Source organism: Faecalibacterium intestinale (assembly GCF_040096575.1).
Taxonomy (GTDB): Bacteria; Bacillota; Clostridia; order Oscillospirales; family Ruminococcaceae; genus Faecalibacterium; species Faecalibacterium intestinale.
In genome coordinates this window covers 72,525-92,241 of sequence record NZ_JBBMEN010000005.1, presented here as the reverse complement: position 1 = coordinate 92,241, position 19,717 = coordinate 72,525, and the positions used below count along the sequence as shown (strand labels likewise).

Genomic DNA, 19,717 nt, shown 5'->3' with positions numbered 1-19,717 from the left:
AGCGACTCCTTTCTTCTGCAATTCAATTACAGATATTTTTTAGGAGTAAACTTTTTTGCCTCTTCTTTTGCGTCAAGGAAGAGGGCTTCCATTTCCTTAATGAAATTAGCCTGATCTTCTTCGGACAGCTCGCCGCCTGCAAAAAGGGCAGAGGTCTGTTCTTTTATTTTCTTTGCCTGCGCTACACCGCGGGAGCCATACTTCTTACGGACATCAGCGTAGAATTGGTCATCGCTGAGTTCCTTCTGGAAGGTGGCATCGTCCATAAAGTAGTCGGTCGTGACACCAAGAGCAGCGGCAATCTTCTGGATTGCGTCCACGCTTGGTTCGCGCTCGCCGGCTTCGATATAGCGGATGGCACGATCAGACATGGATGCTCGTCTGGAGAGTTCGGCCATGCTCATACCTTGTGCGGTTCGCAGAGCTTTGATTTTTTCACCGTTGGTCGCATTCGGTGTAAGCGCGGTGGCTGCTTCAGCCCGGACATCCTGTGTGTCTAGTAAGTTCGTATCTTTTTTCATGTCATGCCTCCATGTGGGATATTTTGCTGTTTTTTGCCGGAAGGGAAAGTGGCCGGTGAGAAGCAGCAATTTTTTTGTAAAGCCTACTTGACAAGGAACAACTGTTCCCATATACTAAGAACAACAGTTCGTGAACTTCTGTTCCTATAATACAATAAGAAGTTGTAGAAGTCAATAGGGAAATGAACTTCTGTTCCTTTTTATTATGGTATGGGATGTAACTGTGGCTGTAACATGGACTTAGCATAACGCAACTTCGAGTTAAGAAATGCAATAAAAGCAACAAAACAAAATCATTGCGTAATATTGACAAGTATGCAATGATGTGCTACTATATAAACAGAGGAGGTGTGACACCGATGGGAAGAAAGAAGATAACGAATCTTTTTCCTGATTACATTCGGACGGGAAAGGCTGACCTGGAAGTGCTGAGTCAGTTGGTTCTGAGTGCAAAGGGAGAACGGTCGATGAATGACTTTGCGAATGAGTGCGGGGTAAACACATCGACGATTTCCCGTATTATCAATATGAAGAACACAACCGCCTGTTCTGATGAGGTGTTGGTGGCGATATCAAAGGCTGCAGATCCGAACAGTGGGGTCACACTGGAGAAACTGCTGGCGGCAAACGGAATGGTGAAACTTGTTCCTGCTGGTACAGAGGGAGCGGTTGTCTCTCCATCTCAGATTGTTTTTGGCTTGGCGGATATCGCAGAAGAGCAGAATATTGAGCCAGATTCCAATTCATCAAATACGTTCTTACGGAATGCAGCGAAGACGCTTACCGGATATATGTTAGAGCAAAATTACAGGGAAACGCTGCAGAACGCATTCCTTATGAACGGCTATTTTGTAGAACTGGTTTCCTACGAAAATATGATCTGGCCAAGAACCAAACATTATATGGCTGATTTCGCAATTCGGACAAATGCTCTTTTGGAAGAAGGCATTGATACATGGCTGTTTGAGTGCAAGTCTTATACGGCAGGAATCGGCAGAGGTACGATTAGCAAGATGAATCAGCTGTTTGCGATGGCATATATGGAGAGTCCTCGTGAGCATGGCATGAAGGTTTCAGTAGTAGTAAACCATGTGGCTATGATTGAACAGGCGAGAGAGTATTATGCTGGGTGCAGGATTAGAGATTATTTCTCTTTTATTCTGATTGATCCGGTGAACCGATGTGTGAAAGATGAATTTTGCATTCCGCGAATCGATGGAACAGAGAAGTCAGTGTTTAAGGTACAAGATGGGAGATGAGGATATTGATTTCAAAATGTGGAATTTATACGTCGCAAGGAAAGCGGGTGCTCCTTGCAACCCGTGCAGTTGTAAATGGCCGTAAGGCTGTTGCCTATGTGAAGAACGGGCAATTGCAGGGGTATGAGTACCTGGATGATTTTAATGAGCAATGTTATTCTGGTCCGTACATGACCTTTGAAGACAAAAAGGAACAGCTCAGGATGTGACTGATCCCAGTAACCGCTTGACTCACCGCAGGACGTGTGAGCCAGCCTGATTGAATTTACACCTGCCTGCAGGTGCTGCCCGGATATGCTGGAAAGCGTAGTGTGCGTGGTAAGCCGAGGTAGACTTTAGATGATCTTAGTTTAGGTTGTCTTGGGTCTGCCTCGGCTTTTTTTGTTATCTGAGTTTACAAAAGCGATGCTGAGAGCATCTTTACATCACGCAGACGTCTAAAAAATATGAAATACTGGGTTATTACTTAGTAGTGGAAATCCAGCTTAGTGGGAGAAAGGGTGAAGTTCCAAGGAGATTCTGATGATAAATAGAACATATGCAGTATGCACAAAAAAACGACTTGATTCTGAACTATATGACAAAATTTTCCAGAACCTATTTACGGACGGAATTATATCTGATATAATTAAATTTACCACAAATTGTGGAAAAGTTTAATTGTATAAATATATCGAAATCGTAGTCATATAGGAGGTGTACTGAGAAAGATAGTTGATTGATGCCACAATGCTCACCAGATAATTGGGTGAGCGAACGGCGTACAAAGATTACATATTTAGTAAAATTAATTATTTATTTACTGTTGAATTGGCGGCATAGTGCCGCAGGAAAATCTATTAAATAGTTTGAATTAAATAGTTTAAATTAATTTTTACTAATTTGTTGGGTCGAAGTGCGCTTGTTTGAGGTTGAAAAGTAACTATCAATCTGGTACATGCCGGTACATATAGATAAAAGAATCTGTAGACCGGAGTAAATAAAGAAACAAGTATTGTAGCATTCGATGCACTTGAATCTTTATTTGCTCCGGTCTTTTTGTCGTTTATGGACAGAAGGCGGAAGGGTACCATATTTGGATAAGTACAAAGGAAATGGAGGTTGCCCATCCAGAGCAATTAAAAAAGTTATCTGAAAAAATGAATTAGACCGGAAAGAAACCTAGGTCGGATATAATCAAGTAAAAGTACGAAAGAGGAAGGAGGTGAGCAGCATGGTCGATATTCACAGCGAAGAATATATATTGGGTCAGAATATAAGAAAGTACCGATTGCGGCTGGGATGGTCGCAGGCAGATTTGAGCAATGCGGTGGATATTGACCGAGCTGACATCTCCAAGTATGAGAATGGAGCGAAAGGTATAATGAGCAGCACACTGCTGCGTAAATTTGCAAAAGCCCTTGGCGTTTCAATGGACGCACTGATGGACGAAGAAGAGCCAGAAAACACAGCAGTTTCAATTCAAGAAAAATATGAGAAGTTGAGCTCCAGGCATCAAGAGATGGTAAAAGAAACCATTGATGCGTTCTTATTCCAAGAAAGTCATGTGGCTATGGCTGGTTAAGTACCGTACAGATCAAAAGTGTCTGTGCGGTATTTTTTTGCCTTTTTTACTGCCGATATAGGGCTTTCACAGAGTCGATATGAAAATGTGGCGAATTCGCCACAGAAGTGTGGCTTATCTGCCATCTGCAAGAGCCTTTCCAACTGGTAGACTATAAACAGTTCAAGGGACAAGCCCACAGAGCCAAAACGAAAGCACCTGTCGGCAGTACCTCGGACAAATTAAAAAAATATCGAAGCCCGATTCTAGAGCAGGCGAAGGATACCATAAGCGATCTGACAGCACAGCAGAGTTATTTGCTGGAGCTGGAGGACTGAACATGGGATCATTCTAACCTTCTTTAGAACCGGGCTTTTTGCGCCTTTTTGACCGCAGAGTCTGTCCGTTTCATGAGGATGCGGCGAATCTGCCATGCATGTTCTTCAAAGCCAGAGCTTTCAGTATCCTTCCCTCCCAGAAGTCCGGGGGAAAGGACAAAACAATGATGAACATGATGACTGGAGCAGTAGCAATCAACGGTGGAGTAGGTGTGATGGAGGTTCGCCAGCCGCAGGTGGCAGTCAGCCAGATGGCAGCAAGCGCGGCACAGGCTGCAGAGCAGGTGGCTCTGAATGCACACATCACCCTGCGTGAGCTGAAAGGAATGATCGACACTGTGGTGGAGAAGAAGCTCCCGACTTTCAAGACCCTCATGGAGATGAACCCGGTGGCAGTAGCCCGCACGAGCGTGAACGGTGCAAAGCTGACGGCCTATGAAAACGGCTATGCAGTTTACGAGGTGGACAGTGCCCACACTGTCATGGCCGTGGATCGCTGCGGAGATTACCGCTACGATTTCACCGATGGCACACACCAGATCGTGCCGGCAGAGACCTTCGAGGATGCAGAGTGGAGCCTGCGCCTTCTGATGGAAGGGGAGAAGCGTATGGAACATAACCTCAGTAAGACTGCTGCAAAGTTTGAGCAGGTGCCGCTGGAGTGCGATGGCTCTGACTGGTCCGCTTCTATTATGGTGGATTTTTTGGATGAAGACAATGCCGAGATGCTGGCAGACAAGGAACTGCGCCGTCTGTATGCTGCCATGAGCAAGCTGACCGAGCGTCAGATGGAAGTGGTCCAGCTCTACTTCTATAAAGGTATGACCCAGCAGGAGATCGCAGAGGAAATTGGTATCGGTCGCCGCTCTGTTGGAAACTGCCTGGAAGGTGCTTTGAAAAAAATTAGAAAAAACTTTTAAGGAAAGTACCTCCCAAACAGCTCCAAACGGTGTGCTTTATGTAAGGATACAAAATCCTCAATACATCAAGGAGGTAAGAACCTATGAAAGCAGTAAACGATAAGGTCATCCAGCAGACCACCGATTCGATTGAGCGTCCACCCGGCGGGGGAGATCCGGCTACTGAACCGGATGCCGCAGCCGTGGGTGCGGATACAGTAAACAAAGCGGCTGCAACGACACCGAAGAAAATTTTCGTCTGCTCGCCATACCGACCGACTTCAAAAACAGAGGAATGCAGGAAAGATGAGCTGATGGCGAATATCAACCGCGCCAAGACCGCCTGCAGGATTCTCACCACACTGGGGTTTCTACCGCTGGCACCGCACCTGTACTTCACCCAGTTCTTAAAGGATGAGGATGCACAGGAGCGTAACACCGGCATGAAGCTGGGAATGCGCTGGCTGGAGGAGGCGGACGAGCTCTGGGTGTTCGGTAACACGATATCCGAAGGGATGGCGGCAGAGATCGAGAAAGCGCATGAGCTGAACAAGCCGGTACGCAATCTGCCGGAGCCGGGGCGAGTGATCGAACTGCTCTTAAAGAGCATCTCGGAACAGTACCATGTTCCGCTGGATGATAGGAAAGCTGAAAACAGCAACGGGCAGCAGGAAGCTGCAGAAAGTGAGGAAAACAATGGCTAACGAAAAGAAGAACGGGACTCTGGAGGAGATCATCGTGGAAATGCTCAAGGAAGGCAAGGCTGTCCGCATTCCTCTCAAGGATGTAGTGGACAAGATGCAGGAGAATGTTAAGGCTGCGGAAGATGCGCAGGAGGCGGTTCAGCCGGAAACTGAGAAGTCGGAAGCGGTGCCGCAGGGCGGACAGGTCAAGACCGTGCCGATCAATATCCACATCGACAACCTGCATATCCACATGGATGAACGCATGACTTCCTACAACAACTTCGAGGGTGACTCCGATGAAACGGATGAGCCTGATGAGGACGAGCCGGAGGACATTGATGTGGATGCGATGATCGGTCTCATCAAGGCAAAGACCGGTTTGTGCGAGAAGGTCATTCTGGCAGTGCTGGCCGCCCAGGAGGAGTACCTCGATTCCATTTGGGGCGAGAACATGGATGAGGAGGACAAGGTATGATGGATGAGATGAATGTTCTGAATGCTCCAAAGAAGGTCGTGGACGGGCTGACCGAGGTTTTTGAAGGACTTGCCCAGATGTTTGAAGGCGTGTCTGATCAGCTTGAACTTCTGGGCGCAGATGCTGCCCCGGAGGATAAGCGTATCTTCCCGATCGTGGATCAGGAAGCTCCTGCCGTGTCTGAGAAGAAAGGTGCAGCAGCATCGCATCCCCGCAAGAAGCCGATCAAGAAGATCCGAAAGGTCGAGGAGGCTTCAGACAAGCTGGAGGAACCTGTCACTGACAGCAACAGCGATGCCACTGCAGACATACAGCCGGATGCCGAGAACAGTGCCGGGGAAGCAGAGGAAGAAGAAAACTTCCCAGCGGATGATGCAGATGCCCTGCCGTGGGGCGAGGATACCGGTCAGGTGAAAGAGACCGGCCGGAAGGACGAGCCGCCTGATAAGACCAAACAGTCGGATAAGGCTCAGCCATGTAAGCAGGAAACGCCTGCTGCCGTTAAGACACCGTCTGCGGTGGCAATCACCAAGGATGATATCACAGCGGTCATTGTGGCGAAGATCAAAAAGAAGCGCGACAACAACGAGAAGATTGGCCAGCTTCTGAAGACCTATGGTGTCGCCCAGCTGTCTGATCTGCCTGCGGAAAAGTACGAAGCATTTCTGGCTGATGTCTCCCAGATTTAAGGGAGGTCATTATGCCAGAAGTACACGCAATCCTGTCTGCTTCCAGCTCGAAGCGGTGGCTGAACTGTACGCCATCGGCAAGGCTGGAGCAGAACTTTCCAAATGAGTCCTCGGTGTATGCCGAGGAAGGAACAGCCGCCCATGCGCTGGGTGAGTATAAGCTCCGCAAGTACCTGCATGAGAGGGTGCAGCGTCCGACCTCCGAGTACGAGAACGAGGAGATGGAAACGAACACCGACATCTACGCAGAGTTCATCATTTCAACGGTGGAGCGCATCAAGGAAACCTGCCCGCATCCACTGGTCATGGTGGAGGAGCGGCTCGATTACAGCTATCTGGTTCCATCTGGCTTCGGTACCGGCGACTGCGTGATCATCGCAGACGGGACACTGTATGTCATGGATTACAAGAACGGCAAAGGCGTATTCGTCAGCTGTGACCACAATTCGCAGATGATGCTGTACGCCTTGGGCGCTTATCACGCCTACGGATACCTGTATAACATCAAGCAGGTGTCCATGACCATTATCCAGCCGCGACTGGAAAATATCTCAACGTATGAATGCAGTGTGGAGGAACTGCTGGACTGGGCAGAGACCTATGTCAGACCGAGGGCGAAGCTGGCCTTTGAAGGAAAAGGTGAGCAGGTTCCCGGTGACTGGTGCCGGTTCTGCAGGGCGAGGACTTCCTGCAAAGCCTGTGCCGAAGAAGCTCTGGCACTGGTGAAGGAAGAATTTCTGGATCTGGACGAAGGTGTTCTTACCGATGAGGCGGAGGAGACCGATGCCACAGCAGCTTATAATCCGGACACCTCCGCACCGACCTTCAAGTCCCCAGCACTCCTTTCCAAGACGGACATCGAAAAGATGCTTCCGACCCTGAACCGTATTGAGTCCTGGATCGAAGCGATTTTTGCTTATGTCAGTTCCGAAGCCATCAACCACGGCGTTGCGTGGGATGGCTATAAGGTGGTCGAGGGCAGGAGCAAGCGGCAGTTCCTTGACACAAAGTCAGTGGTGGCCGCAGCAGAAAAAGCCGGATACACCGACATCTATAAGACCGAGCTGATCTCCCTTACTGAGTTTGAAAAGCTCATGGGAAAGAAAAAGTTCAAAGAGATTCTGGGAGAGTATGTGGTCAAGTCACCCGGTAAGCTGGCGCTTGTACCAAACTCCAATCCCAGAGAGGCAGTCGATCTGGAGACTGCCGAGGATGAGTTCACGCCCCTTGACTGAGGCTGGACATAGAAAACCGCATTACACAACAGGATGCCGCAGTCAGATAAGAGGCGCGGCATCACAAAAGAATTTGGAGGATTTTTATTATGGCTAAGAAAATTACCAGTGCAACGAAGCTCGTTATCCCGTGCCGTATCTCTTTTGCCAACATCTTCGAGCCGAAGAGCATCAATGGCAGTGAGGCGAAGTATTCCGTTTCCTGTCTGATCCCGAAGGACGATAAGAAGACCCTGCTGGCGATCCACAAGGCGGTCGAAGCAGCGAAGGAAGATGGCAAGGTCCGCAAGTGGGGCGGTAAGCTCCCTCCGAACCTGAAACTTCCGCTGCGTGATGGTGACATTGACCGTCCGGATGATGAGAACTATCAGGAGCACTTCTTCCTGAACGCCACCAGTAAGGATGCACCGCAGGTCGTTGACCGTCACGTCCAGCCTGTGGTTGACCCGATGATGGTCTACTCCGGCTGCTTCTGCAATGTCAGCGTCAATTTCTACCCGTTCAATGCCAACGGTAACCGTGGCGTAGCAGTAGGTCTGGGCAATATCCAGTTCGTCAAGGACGGTGACCGTTTGTCCGGACGTGCGTCTGCAGACGCTGACTTTGATGCGCTGGAAGATGATGAGGATGTTCTGGGCGGAGACGCCGGTGAGGAACTGCCAGATTACCTGCGTTAAGCACGGACAATTTGTACACAGCTAAGTAAGCAGGCCGGGGGATGTGTCAGAACATCTCCCGGTTTTTACATGAAAAATTGATTCACATGACGGATTGATTCAAACGAAGGGGTGAGATTTTTGAAAGAAATATTGGTCGATATTGAGACTTACAGCGAGGTGGACATCGGAAAATGTGGTCTGTACCGCTATGCTACGGACCCTAGCTTTGAGATCCTGCTGATTGCCTGGGCAACCGATGAGGGAGCCGGCTTTGGTGAAACCAAGTGCGCTGACCTTGCATCAGGAGAAACCATTCCAATGGAACTGCTGGAGGCATTTCAGTCCGGAAGTGTGCGGCTGATCGCACACAATGCTGCCTTTGAACGTGTCTGTTTCTCTGTTCATCTGAACCGGTACTGTCCCGGACAGTATCTGAAACCGGGAGATTTTCTTTCGCCGGATAGCTGGATCTGCACGATGGTAATGGCGGCATCGCTGACTTTGCCGCTGGCACTGAAGGATGTCGGTACGGTACTGAAGACCAGCCAGCAGAAAGACAAAGAAGGTGAGAGGCTCATCAAGCTGTTTTCTGTACCGTGCAAGCCGACCAAGTCAAATGGGATGCGCACCCGGAATCTCCCGGAGCATTACCCGGCGGACTGGGCGAAGTTTAAGTATTACTGCATTCAGGATGTCAACACCGAGGTGGACATCTACAAACGGCTGAAGAAGTTTCCGATGCCGGAACTGGAATGGCAGCACTACCGCACCAATGAGCGCATCAATGACCGTGGCGTGCGGATTGATACGGAGCTGGTACAGGAAGCAATCACCTGTGACCTGATGCTCTCCGATGCCATGAGCAAAAAAGCCTACGAGCTGACCGGGCTGGAAAATCCGAATTCCGTATCCCAGCTGAAGACTTGGCTGGAGGATCGCGGGATTCCGATGGATACACTCGGCAAAAAGGATGTGGCGCAGATGATCACGGAGTTGGACAAGAACGGGGTCGATGCGGAAGCACTGGATATGCTGAAGCTCCGACTCCAGATGGCGAAAAGCTCTGTGAAGAAATACCAGGCAGCGGAACGCTGTGTCTGCCCGGACGGCAGAGCCAGGGGGCTTTTCCAGTTCTACGGCGCAAGCCGCACCGGACGATATTCCGGCCGGAATATCCAGTTGCAAAACCTTCCACAGAACCACATTTCCACGCTGGACGAAGCAAGAACACTCGTGAAGCTGGGGTGCTTCGATATGGTCGAGAGCATCTACGGTAATACACCGGATGTCCTGTCCCAGCTGATCCGCACGATGTTGATTCCGAAAGAGGGCTGCGAGTTCATCGTTGCTGACTTTTCTGCCATTGAAGCCCGTGTACTGGCGTGGGAGGCAGAGGAGCAGTGGGTGCTGGATGCGTTCCAGAACGGCGAGGATCTCTACTGTGCCACTGCTTCCCAGATGTTCCATGTTCCGGTCGTCAAGCACGGCATCAACGGTGACCTGCGGCAGAAAGGAAAGATCGCAACTTTGGCTTGTGGATATGGCGGTTCCTCCGGCGCACTCATCAGCATGGGTGCGTTGCAGATGGGACTGAAGGAAGAAGAACTCCCGGAAATCATCGACTCATGGCGGGAAGCCAACCCGAAGATCGTGCAGTACTGGTGGGATACCGAAAAAGCTGCAATGACTGCCTATAAGACCGGGGAACGACAGGAGGTCGGCAAGATCGCCTTTGAGTTCTATTCCGGCACCCTCTGGATGGTGCTTCCGTCAGGCAGGAGGCTCGCCTATCTGAAGCCGAGACAGCAGCCGAACCGCTTCGGTCGTATGAGCCTGACCTATGAGGGCATGGGACAGAATCACAAGTGGAGCAGACAGGAAACCTACTCCGGTCGGCTGGTCGAGAATGCGACACAGGCGATTGCCCGTGACATTCTGGCGGAGTCAATGGACCGCATCTCAGCAGAAGACCTGAACATTGTGGCCCATGTTCACGATGAAGTCATCATCGAGGCACCAAAGGATCAGTATACAGTGGATGAAGTCTGTAAGCTGATGTCCGTCAATCCGGCATGGTGTAAGGGCTTGCCGTTGGCTGCAGCTGGTTACAAGGGTGACTACTATTTCAAAGACTAAGGGGGGAGCAAGATGCCGCATGTACTGAAAATGAAGGACGGAAAACTCCTGACACCATTTGGTATCCGAGACCTGTTGGATGCAGTCGAGGACTATGCCGGCGAGGAACTCCGCCGGGAGATCGAGGAGTATATCGAAACCAATGTGGAGGATATCGATGATTACGAAAAAGAGTATGACCGCATGGAACGGGATGGTGAACGACTTGCAGACCACCAGCGGTCAGTCCTCTGTAACATTCGGGACGAGGTGGATGCTCTGGACACACTCCTGCAGGATACCAGGTTGAGCCGCAGGCGTATGCAGGGAGCGGTCAAGATCATCCGGCAGATGATCAACCGGGAATTGTAAGCACTTGGAACTTAGAATAACACGGCGTCATTGTTATAAGGACACAGACGCATAAACAGGCGTATAAATATGCGCCGCAGAAATGAAAGGGAAAACACTATGAAAACAGGAAGAAATTTGCAGGAAGTCCTGGTCGAGTTGAACCGTCAGAATCAGGCAAAGCAGGACTTCATCAGTCCGGCGCAGGGAATGCGTCTCCGGGAAGATGGACACACCTTTGAGATCAACCATCTTACCACCAGCCAGCAGGAGGTGTTCGGTACGACCTCGCTGTTCCATCGTCAGGTGGCTTCGGCACTGGGTATCCCGGCCAAATACTATGATCTCATGCAGGCACAGAAACCGGAGCTTCTGGCTGAGAACGTGAACAGCTGGTTTGCGGACAAGCCCAGTTCTTACATGGTCCGTTCAATGGATTACGGTGCCGGACAGGTGGCCCGTGCGCTGCTGTCGGAACGGTACCACCGAATTGACAACATGGAAATCGCCACATCTGTCCTGCCTCTGTTCGCCGGAAACGATCAGTACGAGGTGATGTCTTGCGAGGTGACGGAAAACCGTCTGTACCTCAAGGTGGTCAATCACCGTCTGGAGATGGAAGTCCGCAAGGGCGATATCGTACAGGCCGGTGTGATGATCTCCAACTCCGAGGTTGGTCTGGGGGCTGTATCCATTCAGCCGCTGGTATACCGTCTGGTCTGCACCAACGGTATGATAGTGAACGACATGGGCGAACGCCGCCACCATGTCGGCCGGCAGGCAAAGGCAGTGGAGGACAGCTTTGCACTGTATTCGGATGAAACGATGGAAGCGGAAGACAAGGCATTTCTGCTGAAGCTCCGCGATACCACGATGGCCGCTATTGACGAGAGCAGATTCTCGCAGGTGGTCGGCCGCCTGCAGGAATCTATGGCAGTACCGATCACCGGCAAGGTGCAGGACGTGGTGCAGCTGACCGCGCAGAGCTATGGCATCAATGCCGAGGAGCAGGAAGGCATCCTCAAGTACCTCATCGAAGGCGGCGACCTTTCTCTGTACGGCCTTTCCAATGCGGTGACCCGCGCATCGCAGGACGTGGTTTCCTATGACCGTGCCACCACACTGGAAGGCATCGGCTGGCAGGTCGCCACGATGGAGCCGCAGCAGTGGAAGCAGATCAATCAGTGAGGGGGCGGCTATGGAAGAGGTCATTCACTGGATCACAGAACACAAAGAGGAAAGCGCTCCAAACAGGAAAGTCAGCCACAGCCACCCGGACCCGACAGCCAATGAAGCCATCGGCAATGTGGTTCGGGAAGAGCGCAGGAAGAAGCACCGCCCAAGGAAACGCCCGAAAAAGGAATACCAGGAAAAGAAACGCCCACGCATCGGTGCATGGCGGGCAGAGGAGGCGAAGTCGGATGAGGGAGAATGAAGTCGAAAAGCGGTTTGTGGAAGCAGTAAGGGCCGTCGGAGGACAGGCCCTTAAATTTACCAGTCAGACTATGAACGGCGTGCCGGATCGGTTGGTTCTACTGATCGGTGGCAAGTGTGCGTTTGTGGAGCTGAAAGCTCCGGGCAAGCAGATGCGAATCCTTCAGCGGAAGCGCAGACAGCAGCTGGAGGCACTGGGCTTTCCGGTGTTCTGCGTTGACCGTTTGGAGCAGATTCAGCCTGCGGTGGACGCACTCCTGCACTGGACGCCGGGTGAACCTCTCCCACAGGGAATCGGAGCAAAGATCCCGGAGATGCCGGAAGTTACGCTGCCGCAGGGAGATACACAAAGCGATGAGCCGGAAACACGGGCACAGGATGCCGGGAGGAGGTGATGCCGCTATGAAGTTCATTCCACACGATTATCAGAGTTACTGCACCGAGTATATTAAAACGCACCCGATTGCAGCACTTTTCTTGGATATGGGCTTGGGTTAAGGAAAGACCGTTATTACACTTTCTGCCATCAAAGACCTTATGCTTGAGACTTTTGAGGTCAACAAGGTCCTCATCATCGCACCGCTGCGAGTTGCCCGTGACACATGGCCGGCAGAAATCGAGAAATGGGACCATCTGAAAGGTCTGGACATTTCCGTTATTGTTGGAGATGTTAAGACCCGGATTGCGGCAGTCCACCACCCGGCGATGATCTACATTGTCAATCGGGAGAACATCAAGTGGTTGGTGGAGTATTACGAGAAAAATGGCATGCGCTGGGATTTTGGCATGGTTGTGATCGATGAGCTGTCATCGTTCAAAAACTATCAGTCCCAGCGTTTTAAGTTCCTGCGAAAAGTCCGCCCGTTTGTGAAGCGGTGGGTTGGTCTGACCGGCACACCTTCTTCCAACGGCCTTATGGATTTGTGGGCAGAGATTGGGATTCTGGATGGCGGGGAGCGCCTTGGAAAGTTTATCGGCCGCTACCGGGAAGCCTACTTTAAGGCTGGGTCGATGAACCCGGCAACAGGAATCGTGTTCCAGTATGTACCCAGACAGGGAGCAGAGGAGATGATCTACCAGCGGATCTCTGACATCACGATTTCTATGAAGGCTCTGGATTATCTCAATATGCCGGATTGTGTACCTACAAGGTATGAAGTTGAGATGAACACGCAGGAAAGGGAACTCTACGATATGCTCCGGCAGGATCTTTTGATTCCGCTGAAAGACGGTGACATAGACGCTGCCAATGCTGCATCACTGACAGGGAAGCTGTTGCAGATGAGCAATGGCGCGGTATATGACGAGAATGGCAAGGCGAGAGTCATTCACGACCACAAGCTGGAAGCTCTCGAAGACCTGATCGAAGCCGCCAACGGACAGCCGGTGCTGGTAGCTTATTGGTTTAAGCATGACAGGGAGCGTATCATCAGCCATCTGTCGAAGCTGAAAATCAAAGTTCGGGACATCAAGAGCAGCACTGACATCAAGGACTGGAATGCCGGGAACATCCCGGTCGCACTGATCCACCCTGCATCGGCCGGACATGGTCTGAACATCCAGCAGGGCGGACACATCCTGATCTGGTTTGGGCTGACCTGGTCTTTGGAGTTGTATCAGCAGACCAATGCCCGGCTTTGGCGGCAGGGACAGACCCATGTGGTGACCATTCACCACATCATCACGAAAAACACAGTAGACGAGGATGTCATGGCTGCGCTGGAGCAGAAGGACATGACACAGGAAAAGCTGATATCTGCCGTCAGAGCACGGCTGGAGGAGTAGGAGAAGATTATGGAAAAGAATACGAGCAATTACAAATTTCTGAATGCAAAGGACCGCGCCGCAGAGAGAAAGCGCAGCTCCAGTGTTATGGACACGGACCGATATCACTACAAGACTGCACCGCATGTGCAGACCGGCAAGCGGAAGCGCGACAGTGACGGATTTTTCACACCGTATGCGATGTTCCGTCCGTACAGTGGCACCGGCCTGCTCTGTGCGATCTTCGGGGAAACACCCGCCCGTAAGACCTCTGACCTGCGAGTTACACAGGATATGCTGGCGAAGGAAGCCTATGAGCATGAGATCGAACTGCTCATGTGTCAGGCAAAAGCCTACGAGCTTCAGTTTCACAAGCGTTTCTGTGCGGAAGACCGTGCGGAGGAATGCTATGCGAAAGCAGTGGCGGCAGGCAAACACCCGGATGCACCGAAGCTGACGGCGGAGGATACCAAACAGACGATTCTGGATGCGGTTACCTGGCGTTTCGATTGGATTCAGCAGAACAAGAGAAAGTGCTATCGCTTTGCTGAAATCCTGATCGATGCGAAGGAGCACCGTCTGGTGACAGACAGGGAAGAAAACTTTGTTGACCTGTTTGTGCGGAATGCAGCTCTGATGCCGGAGCCGAACCGCAAACTGATCGACTGCATGTATGAGGTAGCATGGTATTCCATCTATATGTTTAAGTATGGATTGGATGGACAGAAGGTGCCGGCACCGTGGTACGACACAAAAGAGAATGATTCAGGAAAGGGCAGGGTGAACGACTGATGGGAATGGCAGCAGACAATCTGGAATGCTACGAGAATCTGGCGAATGCAATCATCATGCAGGCTGTCAAGGATTATAAAACTGTACTGTTCCGTCTGGAGGACCATCCGAACAACCGGGATGCGCAGTTTGAGAAAAAGAGGCTGGAAGGTTTCTTTCACTCCAACTGGTACAACACGCTGACGGATCTGGATGCCTGCACACTCATTTCAGGTGTGCAGGCAAGAGTGAAGGTTGAAGCCGTGGAGCGTAGAAAGAGGAGGGCAGAAAACCTGCGCCGGAAAGCGGAGCGAGAGATGAAAAAGCTCGTGAAGCTGCTCACGGAAGCCGGTGCTGCTCTGACTCCGGAGCACATCCGGGCGTTAGGTGACATTACGTGATAAAAATAAGCAGACCAGAACAGGAGGTGCAGTATGGCAGACGAGATGGAGTATATGGAACAGGCAAAGGAACTGGCTGATTCCTACAGGCTGCTGGTACACAGGCGGGATATGCTCCGGCAGCAGTACGAGGATTCCCGGTCCTGGTTTTACACTAAGGACGAGATCATCTACAAGCTGTCGCAGGGCGCACATGAGGAATCCGAGCGTGTCCAGACCAGCGGTACATCAAATCCGGTGGAGCGCACCGTGCTGAACTGTGACAAGGTGCTGGCATCCATGAACCGGGAAGTGCAGACCCAGCGCACCGAGCAGTTTCTGGAACCCTATTACAAGGTCTGTGAAGATATCGAGCTGTTCGAGGTTGGACTGCGCAGTCTTCGGGGGTGTACACGGATTGTGGCAGAGCAGCTCTTTGTGGACGGCAGAAAGCAGTCGGAGATCACTGGTATGGATGGGAGAACTTTAAGCCGCCGGGTGGTGGAGCGAGAGAAAGAAACTGCATTGCAGGGGATTGCGGATGTGATCCGCTTGCATGACAGACACAGGAGGGGAGAATGTGGGAAGACCGATTAAGTGGAGTTTTCAGCCGGATAAACGGCATGAAGCCATAGCAAAAGATGCCTGTGGCGGTTATGAAAAACTCAAGGCAGACATTGCGGAAAAGGAGAAGATGCTGGCCGAGATCAAACAGGAACAGGCAGCGGCCATCTCCGATTTGGAGCGCGGCATCAAGAAAGAGATGTATACGGAGTGCAAAAGGGAATACGACAAGCAGAGCACACAGCTTCGTATTATGGAACTGGCTCTGAGCCGGGTGTCTGATTCTGATGCGAGGGTAGCAGTCAGACAGTTCTATTTTGAGCGTATTCCATTGAAGTCGATGAAGGATTCCAACGGCTGTTCTTTTGGAAAAAGCAGGGCAGATTATTACAAGGGAAAAGGCTTCAAAGAATTTGTAGTAAATCTGGAAAAAGAGGGCTTTTTTAGGAAAAACAGCAGTTAATTAGGAAAATTGATTCTTATGCGTACATCGGCTTTTTGCTATACTTTATACTAGGAAAATAAGATAAAACCGGGAGTGGATAAGAGTGCTGGGAGCGAAAGCTGCCCAGAATTTTTATCCGCTTTTTACATGTTGTGCCGTCACGGATTCGGATTCCGGACGGCTGTTTTTGTATCAGGAGAGAAGAGGTGAAACCCAGAATGGGGAGAAAGAAAAGCAACGCACGGATTCTGCCGCGCGGCAGGAAGATCCATGTGAACAAGTACATCAACAAGCGTGGCTGCACCAAGCATAAAAGCGCCGCCACGCATAACCACAGCACCGAAAAGCAGCAGGAAAGCAGCCACACAACTTATGACAGCTTCCCCGCTTACAACTGGCCGACGACCAGAATCCCGAAGCAGTATGAGATCTGGTTTGCAGAACTTGGTAACCATTATGGCACCTGTGTGCAGAGTGGGAACCGTCCGGTGCTGATCCTGACAAACGATATTGCGAACCGTTATTCGCAGACCTTCACAGTTATTCCGCTTACGAGCAAGATGAAAAAGCTCGACCTGCCAACACATATCGTGCTGACAGAAGCACATTGTGAGATGCTCAGAGCGGAACGACTGGAGGATTCCATTTTGCTGGTCGAGCAGATCACAACGATCGACCAGTCGGCACTGTTTGGACGCCTTTGCAGGGTGATCTCTGCTGAGAAAAAGCAGGAGATTGAACAGGCTGTGGCAAGGCAGTTTGATATGCACAGTACTAAGAAAAACAAACAAAATACAGACGAAAATGCTGTGCGCGGCAGCAATGCCAATTACGGCAGCAACGCTGTACACGGCAGGAAGGAGGTCTAACCGCTATGGTGGATATCAAAAATATCCCGGCGGAGCTGAAGACCTCCTGCCGGTTTTGTGTCTGGAAATTTGAAAAGCGAAACGGTCAGAAGACCAAGATGCCGTATAACCCGGCGAATGGTGATAGAGCCAGGATCAATGATCTCCGCACCTTTGCAGATTTCAAGACTACGCTTGTCACTTATGCAATGGGCGGCTATGACGGCATCGGCATTGCTGTGGGCAGTGGTATCGGAGCTTTTGACATCGACCACTGTATCCGTGAGGACGGGACGCTGAATGACACAGCAGACACTGTACTTTCAATCTTTCCTACAGCGTATGTAGAGAAGTCACCGTCCGGCAAAGGTCTGCGTGGATTCTTCCATGTGCCAGAAGACTACGTCTACGACAAGACGGTCTACTACATCAACAACCGTGGCAAAGGTCTGGAAGTGTATATGCCCGGTGCGACAAACCGCTTCGTCACCGTAACGGGAGATGTTTACCGCACAGGTGAAATTCCCAACGATGAAACGGCGATGACCACACTGCTCGATACGCTCATGAAGCGGAACAAACAGGTACAGCAGACTCATTTTCAGCACCATTCGTATCTGGAGGATGAGGCTGTCATCACACACGCTAACGAGGCCAGTAACTCTGAAAAGTTCAAAAAGCTCTTTGCCGGTGAGTGGGAAGACCTCTACGGCAGCCAGTCGGATGCAGATATGGCACTCTTGTCTATCCTGGCATTCTGGTGCGGCTGTGATGAGGAGCAGATGAACCGCATCTTCCGTACATCGGGCTTGATGCGCCCGAAGTGGGATCGCAAACAGGCTGGTTCGACCTACGGTGCAATCTCTATCCGTAACACGGTCAATACCTGCGCTTCCGTTTACATTCCTGTCAACGCGCAGGACATTGTGGATGAGGAGTTTGCAAATCTTGACTCTGATGATAAAGAGGCGGAGCGGCCACCGGACATCAGCAAGCTCACGCTGTCGCTGGAAGAAATGGCTCCGCACACGAATCCGCGCTACGGCAGGGATGAGATCGGTTTGGGCAACATGTTCGCCGATTTTTTCAAGCCTATCGCACGGTACAACAGTGAACGCGGCATCTGGTTTGTCTATGATGGAGTTGTCTGGCAGCCAGATATGGAGAACCTTAAGGTGGCAGAGCTTGCGAAATATCTGGCAGATAAGCTGTATCTGTTTGCATTGAAGATTACAGAAGAGGATGTCAGAAAGCGGTTCATCGACCGCGTCCGGAAACTCCAGCAACGCAAGCACCGTGACACGATGCTGAAAGACGCGAAGTCCGTATTCCCACTGTCCATGAAGCAGTACGATCAGGATATCTATCTGTTCAACTGCAAAAATGGAACACTGGATCTGCGGACGATGGAATTCCGGGAACACCGCCCGGAGGATTTTCTCACAAAAGTGTCCCCTGTGATATATGCCCCGGATGCCGACTGCCCTCGCTGGCGGACGTTCATCACGGAGATCATGCAGGGGGATAAGGCCAGAGCAGACTATCTTCAGAAGGCTATCGGATACTCGTTGACTGGTGACACCCGCATGGAGTGCTTGTTTATTCTGTACGGTCCGACATCCAGAAACGGTAAGGGTACCACAATGGAGAGTATTCTGCGTATTATGGGCGAGTACGGTAAAAATGCAGATCCGACCATGCTGCAGGCGAAGTTTAACAGCCAGAGCGGAGGACCGTCTGAGGAAATCGCCCGGCTTGCCGGCTCTCGTTTTGTAAACATCTCCGAGCCGGAGAAAAAGATCACTCTGGATGCAGCTCTTACCAAACGACTGACCGGTAACGATACGATCACAGCCCGGTATCTGCATGAGAACAGTTTTGAGTTCCGACCGAACTTCAAAATTTTCATCAACACGAACCATCGTCCGAATATCACAGACCTTACGCTGTTTGAGTCTGGCCGAATCAAAATCATTCCGTTTGACCGGCATTTTGAAGAAAATGAACAGGATAAGGATCTAAAGTCCACTTTTGCTAAACCGGAAAATATGTCCGGCATTCTGAACTGGATGCTCGAAGGCTATAAGCTGTTCCGCAGTCAGGGACTTGCCATGCCGGATTCTGTCGTTCAGGCAACAACGGACTATCAGATATTCTCAGATAAGATGGGTCAGTTTTTTGATGAATGCATTGAAGAAAAGGAAGGGTGTGAGCTTCGGCGCGGTGCAGTTTACACACGCTACAAAGAGTGGTGTGGAGAGAATGGCTACCGGGCAGAGGCAGCCAAGAATCTAAACCAGGAGATTGAAAAGCGGTACAAGACTGCAAGAAAGCGTCCGAATGACGGTGCCTCCAGCAGTACGACTCCGATGGTCCTGGATGTGGCGTTCACGGCAAGTGAAGAATCAAAAGAGGACTTTGCACCATTGACATCATGAGCTTGAAATTCAAGGTACGGACGGATTTGTTGCGGCTGTTGCTGGAAGAACACAGTGAAATCTATTGTTTTTGATTTTCATAAGTTCCTGCCAAAATTCCAGCAACACACGGCTTCGGAGTCACGTTACCAGCAACAGCAGCAACGCCCCAGCAACAGAAAAACGTAGGAAAATCAAGGGCTTTCGGTGCTGTTGCGAGTGTTGCGAGTGAAAACCCTATTTTATTTATATTATTTTCTTTTATATACTATTTACTTTTTACTAGCAACAATAGCAACAAAAGAAAAAATATAGATCTTAACA

Annotated in this window: 20 protein-coding genes and 1 pseudogene; 20 read left to right on the top strand and 1 reads right to left on the bottom strand. The window is 50.6% G+C overall.

What is annotated here, in order from left to right; genetic code table 11:
- Positions 1 to 26: 26 nt before the first annotated feature.
- Positions 27 to 521: a helix-turn-helix domain-containing protein gene (locus WMO20_RS06065; protein ID WP_089984792.1), complete on the bottom strand. Its 495-nt coding sequence runs from the start codon at positions 519 to 521 to the stop codon at positions 27 to 29.
- A gap of 359 nt (positions 522 to 880) precedes the next feature.
- On the opposite strand from WMO20_RS06065, the gene WMO20_RS06060 reads away from it, so the two are divergent.
- From WMO20_RS06060 to WMO20_RS05965, 20 genes and pseudogenes are all read left to right on the top strand, one after another.
- On the top strand, positions 881 to 1,780 hold the full coding sequence (locus tag WMO20_RS06060) for a helix-turn-helix transcriptional regulator (protein ID WP_349186127.1): 900 nt from the start codon (positions 881 to 883) through the stop codon (positions 1,778 to 1,780).
- Between the two features lie 1,213 nt (positions 1,781 to 2,993).
- Complete coding sequence (locus WMO20_RS06055; protein ID WP_173702761.1) at positions 2,994 to 3,344, top strand: helix-turn-helix domain-containing protein; 351 nt, start codon at positions 2,994 to 2,996, stop codon at positions 3,342 to 3,344.
- A gap of 481 nt (positions 3,345 to 3,825) precedes the next feature.
- Positions 3,826 to 4,581: a sigma-70 family RNA polymerase sigma factor gene (locus tag WMO20_RS06050; protein ID WP_349186126.1), complete on the top strand. Its 756-nt coding sequence runs from the start codon at positions 3,826 to 3,828 to the stop codon at positions 4,579 to 4,581.
- Between the two features lie 83 nt (positions 4,582 to 4,664).
- Positions 4,665 to 5,264: a DUF7768 domain-containing protein gene (locus WMO20_RS06045; protein ID WP_349186125.1), complete on the top strand. Its 600-nt coding sequence runs from the start codon at positions 4,665 to 4,667 to the stop codon at positions 5,262 to 5,264.
- Positions 5,257 to 5,721 (top strand): hypothetical protein, encoded by a 465-nt coding sequence (locus tag WMO20_RS06040; protein ID WP_349186124.1) that lies wholly within the window; start codon positions 5,257 to 5,259, stop codon positions 5,719 to 5,721. The genes WMO20_RS06045 and WMO20_RS06040 overlap by 8 nt, the downstream gene beginning before the upstream one ends.
- On the top strand, positions 5,718 to 6,410 hold the full coding sequence (locus WMO20_RS06035) for a hypothetical protein (RefSeq protein ID WP_349186123.1): 693 nt from the start codon (positions 5,718 to 5,720) through the stop codon (positions 6,408 to 6,410). Before WMO20_RS06040 ends, WMO20_RS06035 begins: the two co-directional genes overlap by 4 nt.
- A gap of 11 nt (positions 6,411 to 6,421) precedes the next feature.
- Positions 6,422 to 7,645, top strand: a complete 1,224-nt coding sequence (locus WMO20_RS06030) for a DUF2800 domain-containing protein (RefSeq protein WP_349186122.1) — start codon at positions 6,422 to 6,424, stop codon at positions 7,643 to 7,645.
- 89 nt (positions 7,646 to 7,734) lie between these two features.
- Positions 7,735 to 8,322 (top strand): DUF2815 family protein, encoded by a 588-nt coding sequence (locus tag WMO20_RS06025; protein WP_179985299.1) that lies wholly within the window; start codon positions 7,735 to 7,737, stop codon positions 8,320 to 8,322.
- 120 nt (positions 8,323 to 8,442) lie between these two features.
- Positions 8,443 to 10,440, top strand: a complete 1,998-nt coding sequence (locus tag WMO20_RS06020; protein WP_349186121.1) for a DNA polymerase — start codon at positions 8,443 to 8,445, stop codon at positions 10,438 to 10,440.
- A 12-nt stretch (positions 10,441 to 10,452) separates the two neighbouring features.
- Positions 10,453 to 10,791: a hypothetical protein gene (locus WMO20_RS06015; RefSeq protein WP_173702768.1), complete on the top strand. Its 339-nt coding sequence runs from the start codon at positions 10,453 to 10,455 to the stop codon at positions 10,789 to 10,791.
- A gap of 99 nt (positions 10,792 to 10,890) precedes the next feature.
- Positions 10,891 to 11,958, top strand: coding sequence for a DUF932 domain-containing protein (locus WMO20_RS06010; RefSeq protein WP_173702769.1), 1,068 nt, complete (start codon positions 10,891 to 10,893; stop codon positions 11,956 to 11,958).
- A 10-nt stretch (positions 11,959 to 11,968) separates the two neighbouring features.
- Positions 11,969 to 12,205, top strand: coding sequence for a hypothetical protein (locus WMO20_RS06005; protein WP_173702770.1), 237 nt, complete (start codon positions 11,969 to 11,971; stop codon positions 12,203 to 12,205).
- Positions 12,192 to 12,599, top strand: a complete 408-nt coding sequence (locus tag WMO20_RS06000; RefSeq protein WP_330599548.1) for a VRR-NUC domain-containing protein — start codon at positions 12,192 to 12,194, stop codon at positions 12,597 to 12,599. Before WMO20_RS06005 ends, WMO20_RS06000 begins: the two co-directional genes overlap by 14 nt.
- A 7-nt stretch (positions 12,600 to 12,606) precedes the next feature.
- A pseudogene (locus WMO20_RS05995) lies at positions 12,607 to 13,989 on the top strand (SNF2-related protein).
- 9 nt (positions 13,990 to 13,998) lie between these two features.
- A complete protein-coding gene (locus tag WMO20_RS05990; protein WP_349186120.1) occupies positions 13,999 to 14,760 on the top strand; it encodes a hypothetical protein in 762 nt (253 codons plus the stop codon).
- On the top strand, positions 14,760 to 15,140 hold the full coding sequence (locus tag WMO20_RS05985) for a hypothetical protein (protein WP_243873313.1): 381 nt from the start codon (positions 14,760 to 14,762) through the stop codon (positions 15,138 to 15,140). The genes WMO20_RS05990 and WMO20_RS05985 overlap by 1 nt, the downstream gene beginning before the upstream one ends.
- Positions 15,141 to 15,173: 33 nt before the next feature.
- Complete coding sequence (locus tag WMO20_RS05980) at positions 15,174 to 15,716, top strand: hypothetical protein (RefSeq protein ID WP_173702772.1); 543 nt, start codon at positions 15,174 to 15,176, stop codon at positions 15,714 to 15,716.
- Positions 15,676 to 16,146 (top strand): hypothetical protein, encoded by a 471-nt coding sequence (locus WMO20_RS05975; protein ID WP_349186119.1) that lies wholly within the window; start codon positions 15,676 to 15,678, stop codon positions 16,144 to 16,146. The genes WMO20_RS05980 and WMO20_RS05975 overlap by 41 nt, the downstream gene beginning before the upstream one ends.
- A gap of 254 nt (positions 16,147 to 16,400) precedes the next feature.
- Positions 16,401 to 16,997, top strand: a complete 597-nt coding sequence (locus WMO20_RS05970) for a type II toxin-antitoxin system PemK/MazF family toxin (RefSeq protein WP_349186118.1) — start codon at positions 16,401 to 16,403, stop codon at positions 16,995 to 16,997.
- 5 nt (positions 16,998 to 17,002) lie between these two features.
- Positions 17,003 to 19,414 (top strand): phage/plasmid primase, P4 family, encoded by a 2,412-nt coding sequence (locus WMO20_RS05965; RefSeq protein ID WP_349186117.1) that lies wholly within the window; start codon positions 17,003 to 17,005, stop codon positions 19,412 to 19,414.
- Positions 19,415 to 19,717: the final 303 nt, after the last annotated feature.